Genomic DNA, 12,574 nt, shown 5'->3' with positions numbered 1-12,574 from the left:
CCAAAGCGGCACAGATTTCCAGCCAGCCGGCCCAATCCGCCCGAAATGGCGGCGGGGGCCGGCCGGCAAAAATCGATTCCTCTCTTGAAATCAACGGCTTGCTTGCTGGCTGGGGCGGGAGGGATCGAACCTCCGAATGGCGGAATCAAAATCCGCTGCCTTACCGCTTGGCTACGCCCCAACGCGCCGATCGAAGGCCACGTCGGTCTATAGGGTGAGTCCCGCCATTTCAACAGGGCGGCGATCGAAAAGGCACGAAAGCCGCAGGATGATGACGGTGCTCTTATTATAAGGCGACGCCGCAGTGGCCGAAACAGACCGTGCGATGTCCGTTCGGACTGTTGAGGGGCCGCCGGTTTCATGGGATGACAATTTGCAAACGCCTCGTCGGGAGTAACGCCATGACCTACCGTGCGCCGATCAACGATATCCTGCTGTCCCTCAATCACGGTGCGGGGCTCGCTGCCGCCGTGGAGGCCGGCCACTACGGCGATTTCGACGGCGATATCACCGCTGCGGTGCTGGAAGAAGCCGGCAAGTTCGCCTCCGATGTGCTGGCGCCGCTGAATCGTGTCGGCGACGAGCACGGCATCAAGCTCGACAACGGCAAGGTGACGACCGCGCCGGGCTGGCCCGACGCCTACCAGCGCTGGACCGCCGCGGGCTGGAATGCGGTCTCGGGGCCGGAGGCGTTCGGCGGCCAGGGCCTGCCGCTCGCGGTCAACGCCGCCTGCACCGAGATCTGGAGCGCGTCGAACGTCGCCTTCGGCCTCTGCCCGCTGCTGACGCTGTCGGCGATCGAGGCGCTCGATGCCCATGGCAGCGCCGAGCTGAAGAAGACCTATCTCGAGAAGCTGGTCACCGGCGAGTGGACCGGCACGATGCAGCTCACCGAGCCCAATGCCGGCTCCGACGTCGGCGCGCTGCGCACCCGCGCCGAACGCGCCCCCGACGGCACCTATCGCATCAAGGGCACCAAGATCTTCATCACCTATGGCGAGCACGACATGACCGACAACATCGTGCATTTCGTGCTTGCGCGATTGCCAGATGCTCCCTCGGGGACCAAGGGGATCTCGCTGTTCCTGGTGCCGAAATTTCTGGTCAACGCCGACGGCTCGCTCGGCGATCGCAACGACATCCATGCCTCTGGCGTCGAGCACAAGCTCGGCATGCACGCATCGCCGACCTGCACCATGACGATGGGCGATAAGGGTGGCGCGATCGGTTATCTGATCGGCGAGGAAAACCAGGGCATGCGCTGCATGTTCACGATGATGAACCAGGCCCGCCTCGGCGTCGGCCTCGAAGGCGTCGGCATTGCCGACCGCGCCTATCAGCAGGCGCTGGCCTATGCGCAGGAGCGCAGGCAAGGCAAGGCGATCGGCCACAAGAGCGACGGGATGGATCCGATCATCGTGCATCCCGACGTCAAGCGCATGCTGATGCAGATGCGCAGCATGACGGCGGCGGCGCGCACGATCTGCTACGCCACCGCGGTCGCGCTCGACGTTTCGGTGCGCGCCAAGGACGCCAAGGTGTGCGCCGAGGCAGCGGCCCGCGGCGCGCTGCTGACCCCGATCGCCAAGGCCTTCTCCACCGACATCGGCAACGAGGTCGCCTATCTCGGCGTGCAGATCCACGGCGGCATGGGCTTCATCGAGGAGACCGGCGCCGCGCAGCATTATCGCGACGCCCGCATCACCTCGATCTACGAGGGCACCAACGGCATCCAGTCGATCGACCTCGTCACCCGCAAGCTCGGCGCCAATGGCGGCGCCTCGGTCTGGGCGCTGCTGGACGAGCTCGCTGCCGTCATCAAGCAGGTCGAGACCTCCAACGATCCGGCGTTCGGCACCACGGGCGCCAAGCTGCGCGACGCGCACGCCGCGCTGGATCGCACCAGCAAATGGCTGCTCGAGCGCCTCGCCTCGGCGCCGAACGAGGCACTGGCCGGCGCAACGCCCTATCTGCGGCTGTTCGCCGCAACGCTCGGCGGCTGCATGCTCGCCGGCGAGGCGCTGGCCGCCAAGGCGAACGGCGAAGCCGAGCCGCAGCGCTATGTCGCGCTGGCGCGCTTCTTCGCCGAGAACATCGCCGTGCAGGCGCCGTCGCTGGAAAAGACCGTGACCGAAAGCGCCGAGGCGGTGACCGGCGCGGATGCGGTGCTGGCGGGATAAGATACCTTCCACCGTCATTGCGAGGTGAGAGGGCCCAAAGCGCTGTGCTCGCCAAAGGCCCTCCTCGCTCGTTTGATGCACATGACGTGCCGCATCACAACTGTCGTCCCTGCGAAAGCAGGGACCCATAACCACAGCCTTCCGTTTTGAAACGAGCTGTGGCTCCAGCGTTGCAAACCAATCGGCACTTGTGGTTATGGGTCCCGGGTCGCGCTTCGCTTGCCCGGGACGGCATCGAGTTTTGCGCCTACCGCCGAATCATACGTTTCGTCAGCGATCCGCGCGAAACGCGCGAAATTCCTCCGGGCCGTCGAGCAAGTCACGCTTGCGCGCGGCCTGATCGAACTGGCTGGCGGAATGATCTGCCATTGCGTTGATGGCCGTGCCGGCCAGGTTCTGCGCACGTCGCCGTTGATCGTCGTGCCTCGACCGAATATCCCGATCCACGGCTCGCCGACGACAGATCTCATCGGAGAGACGTTCCTGGAGGCATCCGTTGCCTCGATAAGATCGCTGCGTCATCTTGCACGATCCTTCCAGCAGGATCGGTACGGGCTAGGTCTCCCGTGTGCCGCCTGCTTGCTGTGGCGATTGTGGTGATTGCCTTGGCGCCGAAGGTTTGGACGCCGGGAATTTGGGTTTCCGCGGAGGCGCCGCGATCAATCCATCCCGTATCGCTTGCTTGCGGGCAAGCTTGCGGGCTCGCCGCACGGCCTCGGATTTCTCTCGAGCCCTTTTTTCCGATGGCTTTTCGAACGATCTGCGGCGCTTCATCTCTCTAAAGACGCCCTCGCGCTGCAACCTCTTCTTTAGAACTCGAAGCGCCTGGTCGATGTTGTTGTCCCTGACAAGAACTTGCAACGGATCACCTCTCTCGCGGTACAACGCACTTTGAATGAACAAGACCAGAGCCCGCTCTATCAATGACAGAGCGGGCCGCACTGCCATTCCAGTACATCCGTGGAACGGCAGCCGACGAACAACGTCGCGGAAGCTTCAGCCGCGGTGCTATAAGCACGCGTCCTCGCTTTCATCCGACGATGTCTTTGGAAAAAGGTCCTGGGACCGATCTACAAGGCTCAAGGCCAGTCGATCCATCAAAGCTATGCACTTATCTCGGCTATGCAAGACGCAATCGCAGATCGTGAGAATTATATCCGACGGTTCAGCCACACCGAAATCATGGCTGAACGGCGATGGCGGCTTGACCGCGAACGCGAAAAGCGGTTCCCCAAAATCTCCATCGTTGCCGAGTAGCAAATTCGCTCCAACTAGCGCAGAGTACAGCGCTGCCGGATAACTATTGAGCGCCGGCACCTGAGAGCCTGGGCAGCTCCCGCCACAAAAGGGAGCCGAAGATGGCAACCCGCTACTATTTCGATATCCGCAACGGCGAGCAACTCTATGCCGACAAACAGGGCATCGAGCTACGCGACGAGGAAACTGCCGCGCACGAAGCGATGCAGTCATTGCTCAGCATAGCCAAGGAGAACCTGCCTTTGGATAAACACAGGCTGCTGGCGTTTGAGGTCCGGACGGACGAAGGGCCGCTGTTTCAGGTCAGTCTCAGTCTGGGCATCACAAGGTGCTAGCTGCCGCGCTGCGCAGCCAAACTCAAGAATCCAGCCGGCAACTGCGCCAAGCGATAGCCACCTCAAGCACGGGCCCGTCGCCGTCCCGGACCTCGATGGCAATCTGATGGAAATTGTGACCGCGAAAGGAATCCCGAATCACGTCGGCCAAGGCGCGCGCAGCCTCCTCCTGAACCGCACCGAAGCTGGACATCTCCATGCCCTCTTCGTCGATCGCCAGGCCGCCGCCATCACGAAGATCGAAATAATAGCGCGTCATCGCCATGGTAATTTACCCCGGCTCTCGATTGTTCCTGCGAAGACCGAGGAATGTGGCCGGTGAGGACAGAGGCGCGCGAGCCGTCCGGGTGAGTCATGACCGCAAAAGCGAGAGAGTTCCTTGATTTCTGGATTGAAAACAGCGTCCACGCTGCCGAGCAATATGGAACGCCGGGTGCCTCGCAGGACGTTGCCGAGTTGGCGCGCCGGTGCATCGAGATAGCGGGACAGCAAGGCCTGACGGAACAGGATCTGCGTGATGCGGCCGGCGATATCACTGACTACATCAGGATCAGACTGAAGGCGGCGAACAGGAAGGAAGCCGATCGTCCCAAATAGTTCGGGCCACGGCCTGGCTTCGCGGCCTGAACTGGCGGCCGAGGCCGCGAAACAACAGGTCCGCTTCAGCAACGTATCAGCGACGGACTCGAAGACGTGCGTGATTGAGCGGCTTAACGCACGATGCGCTTGACCCGTTTGGTTCTCTTGGCAGCCACAGATGCCGTGCCAGCGGGTGCAGAGCCAGCCTGCGCGGCGGCCGCCTCGGCGTCACGCGCTTCACGGAGAGCCCGCAGACGCACCATGTTCTTGCGCACGGCGATCGCATCGCGCTCGACTTCAGCGATTGCCTGCGCACCGGCCTCGGCGGCAAGCCGCTGGCGCTGGGCCTTGGCCAGGCGCTCGGCAGAGAGTTCTTCCGGCTTCTTGGCCATGAGCGAATGAGCCCTTTGAAAAGCAGCGAGACCCGCTCAACCCATCAGAGGATCGAGCGGGCCGCGGCTGTCATCCCAGTACATCCGTGGAATAACAGATCGATTCAAGCCAGCCGAAGATCTTCGGCGCTGGTCTTGCCACGCATCTTGTCGACCTTGAGTTCGAACGACAGCTTCTGGCCCTCGGCGAGACCGCCAAGTCCGGCCCGCTCGACAGCGCTGATGTGAACGAACACGTCATTCGTGCCATCATCGGGCTGAATGAAACCGAAGCCCTTCTGGCCGTTGAACCACTTCACAGTACCTGTAGGCATTTGTCTTCTCCAAAGCGGACGCACGTGAATTCGCGCTTGGTTCCGCATCATCCTTCAACCGACGATGTTCTTTGGAAAAGGGCCGCTTTGACCATTCAACAAGGCACAACGGCAAATCGAACGCCGCAAGCATACACACTTAATCCGCTAGGGCAAGCTCGGAAGCGCCATCGATCGGATGAGCGGAGTTGCACCGAGCTGCCGTTCCGATAAACCGAACCATGTTTCGCGTAAGGGCTTGCGCCGTCGGTGATGGCGCGGGCGCAGATCGCGAATTCAACCGCCCGGACTTTTTGCCTTGCGTGGAACTCGCCTGGCGCGCGTCCGAACACTTGCTTTTGCCGCTGCCGGTTCCGTCGGGCGCGTGATCGGAAACGTCTCCCGCATATGCGCTGCCAGCATTGCACAGTAATCGGTCGCGAAACGAGGCAACGGACGCCGCTTGTCCCATGAGATGGTCAGAGGCTCCAGCAACACGCGGCGCCTGTGCGTGAGACCAACAATCCTTAATTCGTAGCGCCAGCACTGAAGCTGGGAGGGAACGATCGCGACGCCGTGCCCCGCCTCGGCCAGTGCCAGCAAGGTGTGCGGACTGCGACTCTCGAACGTGATCTTCGGTTTCAGCCCCGCCATACGGCTTGCCGCATCGAAAGCACGCCGAAATCCGAACCCGCTGTCCAGCAGCAGCAACGGAAGTTCGGCGAGGTCAGCGATCTCGATTGTGCGACGGGAACCAAGCGGCATCGACGGATGGCAAGCAGCCAGTAACTGCACGGATCCAAGCGGAAGGCTGCCGAAGTGCTGTTCGTTCAGTCTGACGGCGTGCAGCAAATTTTGGCCGAGATGAACTTCGCCGCGCTCGAGCATCGCCAATATCTCGCTGCCCATCCCCTCCCTGATCCTGATCTCGACTCTGGGATATCGCTCCGCGTACCGGTGCAGGAATTCCGACAGCACGCTTTCGATGTGTTGCGGCGAGCCGGCGATCCTTAGGACCCCGGCATCTCCTTGACGAAGCAGCTGAGCCTGCTCCTTCAAGGAATTGACGCTGTTGAGCAGCAGACGGCAGCCCGCAATCAACTGCTCGCCTTCGCCGGTCAATAGAAGCCGGCGCCCGACGCGATCGAAGAGCTGCAAGCCGAGCTCCCGTTCGAGACCGATGATTTGCCTGGACAGAGCGGGTTGGGCGACACGCAACCGCAAAGCGGCTTTTGAGACCGTGCCGAGCTCGGCCACCGTCAAGAATGTGAGGGCCTGTTGAAGGTTCATGCCCGCTTATACCATTCGAGCATAAGGTTCGAGAAAATATATGTATTGGACGTATTTCGAAGCCTCGTGGAGAGTCCTGCCAGACTGCGGCTTACGGCATCGGCACTGGCATCGGAGGAAGCTCACATGAATTCTGGAGGCAAGATGGCTCTGGTCATGTTGAGTTGTACCGCTATCGGCGCTCTTGGCACCGAAGCACTGCATGGCGAAGCCAGGCCGCCCGCCTATCTGATCGGCCAAATCGAGGTCACCGACCCCGATGGTTATGCCAGGGAATATCTCCCGAAGGCGAAGGAGATCATCAAGGCGCATGGCGGCAAGCTGATCGCGGCTGCCGGCGCGGCGGCAACCGGTTCGCAGGTCGTTGCCGTCGATGGAGATCCACCCAAGCGCGTCGTCATCTACATGTATCCGAGCATGGAGGCGCTTTGGGCCTGGCGACACGATCCGGCCTACGTGCAGGTTCGGGCGGTCGGCGAGAAATACGCGAGGTACCACACATTTGCGGTCGAGGGCTCCGTCGCCAATTAGCCCTCATCACGCCGTCGGTCGCTGCGACCTGCAACGTGCGCCACCTAATTCCGAAACACCAGGCAGCGCCCGCCGACTGCCTCCAACCGGGCGCACAGCTGATTAGCTCGCTCACGGGTCGTCTCGGCGACCCGGAGCAGATACCAGGTGGCCGAGCCTGGCCCGGCCATGCGCGATCTCAGAACGAGCGGTGCGCGATCGCCGAGCACGGATGCAAATCGTTTCTGAAGTTGCTGGTAGTCGGCGAGTACGCGCGATTGCGACGGGCCGCCGGCCAATTGAAGTCCCCAGGACCCCCACGCAGCTTGCTGCGCGATTGTCGCGGACTCTCTTGGGCCCGCTGGAAGCGCCCGAACGAGCATGCCGCGCACGATGTCACCACAAGCCATGGCCGCATCGGTGTGGACCCGATCCTCAAGCGAGCCTTGCGCCCATTCCTCTGCGGACTTGCCGGTGATGATCCTGACATAGGCGCGCGTTTCGCCCGGCAGGCTTCCACGTCCCGCCAACCAATCCTGAACGCGCCGTGGACCACCATTATAGGCGGCCGCCGCAAGGCCGAGATTGCCGAACTGCGCGCGCAGCTCGCGGAGCCAGCGCGCGGATTCCTGCAAGGCAGGCAATGGCTCGAACGGGTCGGCCAGACCGCGCCACCGCGCAGTACCGGGCATGAACTGGGCGATCCCCTGGGCACCGGCCGAACTGACCGAGTTGGGATCGAAATTGCTTTCCTGCCAGATCAGCCGGACGAAGAAATCCGGCGGCAAGCCGTTCTCCAATGCAGCCTCCTCTAACGCCTTGCAGTACTGCTGTGGCCCATCGAGCTTTGGACGCAAAGCTGTCGGCGCCGGCGACGGAACGGATGACGATTGCTGATCGGACGCCGACCGATCGGCCTCAGCGTTGCGCACTCCGGCGTTGCTATCCGGACGAGACGTTTCTGTTTGCGATGTTTCTGTCTGCGCCGGCTCTGCGCGTTGCGCGCCGGGCGTGACCGCTGGATCGCCGGGAGGTTGGGCGCTTGCGACGGGGACGAACAGCAGCAGGCAAGCCGAGCCGATAGCCGCTGGCAAAATCGATCGATGAACCCGCCGCGGCCCGAAAATCGACTGCATAAAGCGATCATCAAATTGGATGCACTTGCGGAATCATATCATCGGCGCCGCCCGGGCGGCCAGAAAATTTGCTACCTAGCGGTTGGACAGGCTTCCAACGATCGACGCGCGGCGGGACAGTTCGATCCAGTTGCCATCGGGATCGAGGATCATGGAGATCCGTGCGACCTCGCCGAGCGTCACCGGCGCAAGGCCTTCCCGCACGCCCTTGGCGCGCAACTCGTCATGCACGGCGTCGATCTCGGCGACCTGCAGCGTGATGTAGCGCCAGCCGCGCGCACCCCGAACCGGATCGATGGTTGCGGCGCGATCTTCCCTGAGCAAGATCAGACTGTCGCCGAGGCGAAACGCCGGACCATCAGACCAGGACTGCTCGGCGAAGCCGAGGATGTCGCCGTAGAACCTGCGATGCGCGGCAAGGTCGCGCACCGCCATCACGACGCCGATCTGGGCGATGCCGTCATGTCCGGGCGGGACGAGGCAAACGCTGTTGCCGTCGGGGTCGGCCATGCGTTGCGGTGCGTCGACGCCGGCGCGCGCAATGATCAGCTCGCGATAGCCGCTCGGCGCCACATCCGGCAGCGGCTCGACATGATGGTTGAGCTTGATGACCGAACCTTGCGCGTCGTGCCGGTACTGTTTCTGCCCGCGGCGGATCGGCTGCACATGATCGAAGCGAAGTCCGGCCTCCTGCTGCCAGAACCGCAGCATCGGTTCGAGATCGTTGAAGGAAAGGCCGACGTCGATCACGTTCTTTGCCAGTTGCATCTGCTGCCGCCTTCGGATGAAGTGCACCACGATGGATTAGCTATGCGAGGATCAAGTCACCAACGCAAGCACCACGATCACTGTCGCAGGTCGGCCGGCCTGCCGGTGCACCTGCCTGAAACAGTCAATCCAGTGAGGACCGATATGCAAGCAGGCCTCGTTCAAACCTTTCGCGCTTTTGCGTACAATAATGCCTGGGCCAATCACCGCCTGCTCACGGCCTGCGCCGGTCTCAGCCAGGCGGAGTTCGCCGCCGCGCGGACCGGGTTCTTCCCGAGCCTGCAGGCGACGCTGAACCACATTCATGTCATCGATCTCTTCTACATTGATGCGCTCGAGGGCGGCTGGCTCGGGCCGAAGGCGTGGGCCAACGAGGTGCCCTACCCGTCAGTCGCCGCACTGAAAGACGCCCAGCGCGCGATCGATCAGCGGCTGATCATGCACTGCGATGCGCTGACGGCTGAGCGGCTCGATGATGTGGTGAAGATCAATCGCGACACGAGCGTGCAGACCGAGCGGCGCGACCGCCTCTTGATGCATCTGTTTCAGCACCAGATCCATCATCGCGGCCAGGCCCATGCGATGCTCTCGGAGACCACGGTGAAGCCGCCGCAGCTCGACGAATTCTTCGCCGCCGGCGAAGCCCCGCTCCGGGCAGCCGAGTTCAGGGATCTCGGCTGGAGCGAAGCCACCGTGTGGGGCGGCTGATGGTTCCGCCCGCCATCGGCGATGCGGTTCCTGATCCGGAACGAGGTCTTGAAACCCGGCGCCTCCACGCTCACCTCTTGTGAAACGTGGGGAACTCTATCAATGCCATTCGCCAATCACCGGGGCCAACGTATCCATTACACCGTCGAGGGATCCGGGCCGCTGATCGTGCTGCAGCACGGTCTCTTGCTCGACGCCGCGAGCTGGAAGCAATGCGGCGTGGTCGACGCACTTGCCGATCGCTTTCGTGTCGTCTGCGTCGATTCGCTCGGACATGGCCTGAGCGACAAGCCCGCCGATCCGGCGCTCTATAATCAGGCACAGCGCGCCGGCGACATCGTCGCCGTGATCGACGATCTCGGCGACGAGCGCGCCCATGTGGTGGGACACTCGATGGGCGGCTGGGTCGCGGTCGGCGTCGCCCGGTTTTTCCCGGCACGGCTGGCGTCGCTGGCGATCGGCGGCTGGGACTTCCTCACCGGACTGCCGCGCGGCAATGCCGGCCCACTGACCTATGGCGCCTTCATCACCTTTGCCCGCCGCACCGTGCCGGAGCTCGCCGAATGGGTGACGCCGGATCTCGAAGGCGGCGTGCGTGCCTGCTTCAATGCGCTCGGCCAGGTCGATGGCGCCAAGGACGCGGTGCTGTCCTCGCGCGTGCCGGTGCTGTTGTGGAACGGACAGGACGACGGACCCCATGCGCCGATGCAGCGCTTCGCCGCGGAGAACGGCCTCGATGCGATGTCGGTGCCCGGCGATCACCTCGGCGCGCTGTTTCAGCACGGCGCCGCGATCGGCCGGGGCATCGGCTCGTTCGTCGGGCGCGGCTAAAGCATTTAGGTCGAACAGCGCCCCCGACTCGGCTGTGCTCCTCTCCCCGCACGCGGGGCGAGGTGAAGCGTCCCGCGCTACGCCGGCTCCGGCATCCCTGAGAGCAGCTTGTCGAGCGTGATCGGATAGTCGCGCACGCGAACGCCGGTCGCGTTGTGGACCGCATTGGCGACCGCGGCGGCGACGCCGCAGATGCCGAGCTCGGCGACGCCCTTGGCCTTCATCGGCGATGAGATCGGATCGGTCTCGTCGAGGAAGATCATCTCCTGATGCGGGATGTCGGCATGGACCGGCACCTCATAGGCAGCAAGGTCGTGATTGATGAACAGGCCGTGCCGCTTGTCGACCACGAGATCCTCCATCAGCGCCGCCCCCACACCCATGGTCATCGCGCCGATCACCTGGCTGCGCGCCGCCTTCGGGTTGAGGATGCGGCCCGCCGCGCAGACCGCAAGCATCCGCCGCACCCGGATCTCCGCCGTGTCGGCATCGACGCCGACCTCGACGAAATGCGCGCCGAAGGTCGACTGCTGGTAGGTTTTCGCGAGATCGCCGTATTCGATGGCATCCTCCGCCACGAGGTCGCCGCCGCCGGCGGCCTGCGCCAGCGGCACGCTGCGATTGCCGGAGCGGACCACGCCGTCGGCAAACACCGCCTCCGCGGAATTGAAGCCGAGCTTCTGCGCAATGGCCTCGCGCAGCTTGGTACAGGCGGCATAGACGCCGGCGGTCGAATTGTTGCCGCCCCACTGCCCGCCCGAGCCGCAGGACACCGGAAAGTTGGAATCGCCGAGCCGCACCGCGACCTTCTCGAGCGGCACGCCCATCATCTCGGCCGCAGTCTGCGCGATGATGGTGTACGAACCGGTGCCGATGTCGGTCATGTCGGTCTCGACGGTCACGATGCCGTTCTGGTCCAGACGAACGCGGGCCGCCGATTTGGTCACGAGATTGTTCCGGAACGCCGCGGCGACGCCCATCCCGACCAGCCAGCGCCCATCGCGGACGGCGCCGGGTTTCGGATTGCGCTTGTCCCAGCCGAACCGCGCCGCGCCATCGCTCAGGCACTGCACCAGTTGCCGCTGCGAAAAGTGCCGCTCCGGATGCTCGGGGTCGACCTGGGTGTCGTTGCTGATGCGCAGCACGACCGGGTCGATGCCGAGCTTCTCGGCGAGCTCGTCGATCGCGATCTCGAGCGCCATCATGCCGGAGGCTTCTCCGGGCGCGCGCATCGCATTGCCCTCCGGCAGATCGAGCGCCGCAAGCCGCGTCGCCGTCATCCGGCTGGCGCCGGCATAAAGCAGCCGCGTCTGGCTCACCGCCATCTCGGGCTCGCCGTCCTTGACGTTGCCGGACCAGCTTTCGTGGCCGATCGCGGTGATCTTGCCGTCGCGCTCGGCGCCGATGCGGATGCGCTGGATCGTCGCCGGACGGTGCGTCGTGTTGTTGAACATCAGCGGACGTTGCAGCGCGACCTTGACCGGCCGGCCGGCCGCGCGGGCGCCGAGCGCGGCGAGCAGCACCTCGGCGCGCAGGAACAGCTTGCCGCCGAAGCCGCCGCCGATATAGGGCGACACCAGACGGACATTCTCCTTGGCGATGCCAAGCGTCTTCGCCATGTCCTCGGCGCCCCAGGCGATCATCTGGTTGGAGGTCCAGACCGTGAGCTTGTCGCCGTCCCAGGCCGCGATCGAAGCATGCGGCTCCATCATCGCGTGGCCCTGATCGGGCGTGGTGTAGGTGGCATCGAGTTGTACGGGCGCACCAGCGAAGGCGGCGGCGAAATCGCCGACGGCGGTATCGGCCGGGCCGCCGAATGATGGGTGCGGCGTGACGCCCTTGTCCCGCTCCGCGGCGAGATCGAACTTGCCGTCGCCCTTGACGTAGTCGATCCGGACCAGCTGCGCCGCGGCCCGCGCCTGCTCGAAGGTCCCGGCGACGACGACGGCGACGGCTTGGTGATAATGCGCGATCTCGGGCCCGCCGAGCAGCGGCGCCGCATTGCGCTCGCCCTTGCCGAGCTTGCCGGCGTTGTCCGCTGTGACGATGGCGAGCACGCCCGGTGCAGCCTTCGCCGCCTCGAGATCGATCGAACCGATCCGCCCCTTGCCGATCGCCGAACCGACCACGTAGCCATAGGCCTGGTTGGCCGCGACGTCGTGCCGCTCATAGGCGTAAGGCGCGGTGCCGGTGGTCTTCAGCGGCCCGTCGATCCGGCTGGTCGGGTGGCCGATCACCTTGAGCTGGTCGATCGGATTGAAGGTGGCGGGATGTTCAAAACGCATGATGTCAGGC

At 63.9% G+C, this 12,574-nt stretch carries 15 protein-coding genes and 1 tRNA gene; 6 read left to right on the top strand and 10 right to left on the bottom strand.

Annotated features, from left to right (window positions below; genetic code table 11):
* Positions 1-106: 106 nt before the first annotated feature.
* Positions 107-181: transfer RNA gene (locus tag ACVW1B_RS04605), tRNA-Gln, on the bottom strand.
* 220 nt (positions 182-401) lie between these two features.
* Between ACVW1B_RS04605 and ACVW1B_RS04600 the strand changes: the two genes are divergently transcribed.
* Positions 402-2,180 carry an acyl-CoA dehydrogenase gene (locus ACVW1B_RS04600; protein WP_456781369.1) on the top strand — a complete coding sequence of 593 codons (1,779 nt, stop codon included), beginning with the start codon at positions 402-404 and terminating at the stop codon, positions 2,178-2,180.
* Positions 2,181-2,450: 270 nt separating this feature from the next.
* On the opposite strand, the gene ACVW1B_RS04595 is transcribed toward ACVW1B_RS04600, so the two are convergent.
* Together ACVW1B_RS04595 and rpsU are read right to left on the bottom strand one after the other, a co-directional pair.
* A complete protein-coding gene (locus tag ACVW1B_RS04595; protein WP_456781370.1) occupies positions 2,451-2,702 on the bottom strand; it encodes a hypothetical protein in 252 nt (83 codons plus the stop codon).
* 33 nt (positions 2,703-2,735) lie between these two features.
* Positions 2,736-3,041 carry a 30S ribosomal protein S21 gene (gene rpsU, locus ACVW1B_RS04590; RefSeq protein ID WP_075968627.1) on the bottom strand — a complete coding sequence of 102 codons (306 nt, stop codon included), beginning with the start codon at positions 3,039-3,041 and terminating at the stop codon, positions 2,736-2,738.
* Between the two features lie 497 nt (positions 3,042-3,538).
* Between rpsU and ACVW1B_RS04585 the strand changes: the two genes are divergently transcribed.
* Positions 3,539-3,772, top strand: coding sequence for a DUF6894 family protein (locus ACVW1B_RS04585; RefSeq protein ID WP_456781372.1), 234 nt, complete (start codon positions 3,539-3,541; stop codon positions 3,770-3,772).
* 22 nt (positions 3,773-3,794) lie between these two features.
* Here the strand turns inward: ACVW1B_RS04585 and ACVW1B_RS04580 are convergent, their stop codons facing one another.
* A complete protein-coding gene (locus ACVW1B_RS04580) occupies positions 3,795-4,037 on the bottom strand; it encodes a DUF6894 family protein (RefSeq protein WP_425249064.1) in 243 nt (80 codons plus the stop codon).
* An 89-nt stretch (positions 4,038-4,126) separates the two neighbouring features.
* Between ACVW1B_RS04580 and ACVW1B_RS04575 the strand changes: the two genes are divergently transcribed.
* Positions 4,127-4,369 carry a hypothetical protein gene (locus ACVW1B_RS04575; protein WP_456781373.1) on the top strand — a complete coding sequence of 81 codons (243 nt, stop codon included), beginning with the start codon at positions 4,127-4,129 and terminating at the stop codon, positions 4,367-4,369.
* A gap of 113 nt (positions 4,370-4,482) precedes the next feature.
* Here ACVW1B_RS04575 and ACVW1B_RS04570 read toward each other — a convergent pair whose 3' ends face one another.
* From ACVW1B_RS04570 to ACVW1B_RS04560, 3 genes are all read right to left on the bottom strand, one after another.
* Positions 4,483-4,743 (bottom strand): hypothetical protein, encoded by a 261-nt coding sequence (locus tag ACVW1B_RS04570; protein ID WP_057015228.1) that lies wholly within the window; start codon positions 4,741-4,743, stop codon positions 4,483-4,485.
* A gap of 104 nt (positions 4,744-4,847) precedes the next feature.
* The gene (locus ACVW1B_RS04565) at positions 4,848-5,057 is read right to left on the bottom strand and encodes a cold-shock protein (protein ID WP_028339489.1); all 210 of its coding nucleotides are present in this window, start codon (positions 5,055-5,057) and stop codon (positions 4,848-4,850) included.
* A 276-nt stretch (positions 5,058-5,333) separates the two neighbouring features.
* The gene (locus ACVW1B_RS04560) at positions 5,334-6,326 is read right to left on the bottom strand and encodes a LysR family transcriptional regulator (protein WP_456821230.1); all 993 of its coding nucleotides are present in this window, start codon (positions 6,324-6,326) and stop codon (positions 5,334-5,336) included.
* Between the two features lie 126 nt (positions 6,327-6,452).
* Between ACVW1B_RS04560 and ACVW1B_RS04555 the strand changes: the two genes are divergently transcribed.
* Complete coding sequence (locus ACVW1B_RS04555; RefSeq protein WP_310881771.1) at positions 6,453-6,857, top strand: DUF1330 domain-containing protein; 405 nt, start codon at positions 6,453-6,455, stop codon at positions 6,855-6,857.
* A 44-nt stretch (positions 6,858-6,901) separates the two neighbouring features.
* On the opposite strand, the gene ACVW1B_RS04550 is transcribed toward ACVW1B_RS04555, so the two are convergent.
* Positions 6,902-7,972 carry a lytic transglycosylase domain-containing protein gene (locus ACVW1B_RS04550; protein WP_456821229.1) on the bottom strand — a complete coding sequence of 357 codons (1,071 nt, stop codon included), beginning with the start codon at positions 7,970-7,972 and terminating at the stop codon, positions 6,902-6,904.
* Between the two features lie 75 nt (positions 7,973-8,047).
* On the bottom strand, positions 8,048-8,740 hold the full coding sequence (locus ACVW1B_RS04545; protein ID WP_456781376.1) for a VOC family protein: 693 nt from the start codon (positions 8,738-8,740) through the stop codon (positions 8,048-8,050).
* 144 nt (positions 8,741-8,884) lie between these two features.
* On the opposite strand from ACVW1B_RS04545, the gene ACVW1B_RS04540 reads away from it, so the two are divergent.
* Together ACVW1B_RS04540 and ACVW1B_RS04535 are read left to right on the top strand one after the other, a co-directional pair.
* On the top strand, positions 8,885-9,448 hold the full coding sequence (locus ACVW1B_RS04540) for a DinB family protein (RefSeq protein WP_456781377.1): 564 nt from the start codon (positions 8,885-8,887) through the stop codon (positions 9,446-9,448).
* Between the two features lie 102 nt (positions 9,449-9,550).
* On the top strand, positions 9,551-10,279 hold the full coding sequence (locus ACVW1B_RS04535) for an alpha/beta fold hydrolase (RefSeq protein ID WP_028334486.1): 729 nt from the start codon (positions 9,551-9,553) through the stop codon (positions 10,277-10,279).
* A 77-nt stretch (positions 10,280-10,356) separates the two neighbouring features.
* On the opposite strand, the gene paoC is transcribed toward ACVW1B_RS04535, so the two are convergent.
* A complete protein-coding gene (gene paoC, locus ACVW1B_RS04530) occupies positions 10,357-12,564 on the bottom strand; it encodes an aldehyde oxidoreductase molybdenum-binding subunit PaoC (RefSeq protein ID WP_456821228.1) in 2,208 nt (735 codons plus the stop codon).
* Positions 12,565-12,574 lie beyond the last annotated feature (10 nt).

This window comes from Bradyrhizobium sp. USDA 4502 (assembly GCF_054063355.1).
The sequence above is the reverse complement of the archived record's forward strand: the minus strand, read 5'-3'. Positions and strand labels throughout refer to the sequence as shown.

Excerpts from the sequence above, each read along its gene's own strand:
- ACVW1B_RS04600 (WP_456781369.1), top strand. The coding sequence starts at position 402 with ATGACCTACCGTGCGCCGATCAACGATATCCTGCTGTCCCTCAATCAC.
- ACVW1B_RS04595 (WP_456781370.1), bottom strand. The coding sequence starts at position 2,702 with ATGACGCAGCGATCTTATCGAGGCAACGGATGCCTCCAGGAACGTCTC.
- ACVW1B_RS04585 (WP_456781372.1), top strand. The coding sequence starts at position 3,539 with ATGGCAACCCGCTACTATTTCGATATCCGCAACGGCGAGCAACTCTAT.
- ACVW1B_RS04580 (WP_425249064.1), bottom strand. The coding sequence starts at position 4,037 with ATGGCGATGACGCGCTATTATTTCGATCTTCGTGATGGCGGCGGCCTG.
- ACVW1B_RS04575 (WP_456781373.1), top strand. The coding sequence starts at position 4,127 with ATGACCGCAAAAGCGAGAGAGTTCCTTGATTTCTGGATTGAAAACAGC.
- ACVW1B_RS04570 (WP_057015228.1), bottom strand. The coding sequence starts at position 4,743 with ATGGCCAAGAAGCCGGAAGAACTCTCTGCCGAGCGCCTGGCCAAGGCC.
- ACVW1B_RS04565 (WP_028339489.1), bottom strand. The coding sequence starts at position 5,057 with ATGCCTACAGGTACTGTGAAGTGGTTCAACGGCCAGAAGGGCTTCGGT.
- ACVW1B_RS04560 (WP_456821230.1), bottom strand. The coding sequence starts at position 6,326 with ATGAACCTTCAACAGGCCCTCACATTCTTGACGGTGGCCGAGCTCGGC.
- ACVW1B_RS04555 (WP_310881771.1), top strand. The coding sequence starts at position 6,453 with ATGAATTCTGGAGGCAAGATGGCTCTGGTCATGTTGAGTTGTACCGCT.
- ACVW1B_RS04550 (WP_456821229.1), bottom strand. The coding sequence starts at position 7,972 with ATGCAGTCGATTTTCGGGCCGCGGCGGGTTCATCGATCGATTTTGCCA.
- ACVW1B_RS04545 (WP_456781376.1), bottom strand. The coding sequence starts at position 8,740 with ATGCAACTGGCAAAGAACGTGATCGACGTCGGCCTTTCCTTCAACGAT.
- ACVW1B_RS04540 (WP_456781377.1), top strand. The coding sequence starts at position 8,885 with ATGCAAGCAGGCCTCGTTCAAACCTTTCGCGCTTTTGCGTACAATAAT.
- ACVW1B_RS04535 (WP_028334486.1), top strand. The coding sequence starts at position 9,551 with ATGCCATTCGCCAATCACCGGGGCCAACGTATCCATTACACCGTCGAG.
- paoC (WP_456821228.1), bottom strand. The coding sequence starts at position 12,564 with ATGCGTTTTGAACATCCCGCCACCTTCAATCCGATCGACCAGCTCAAG.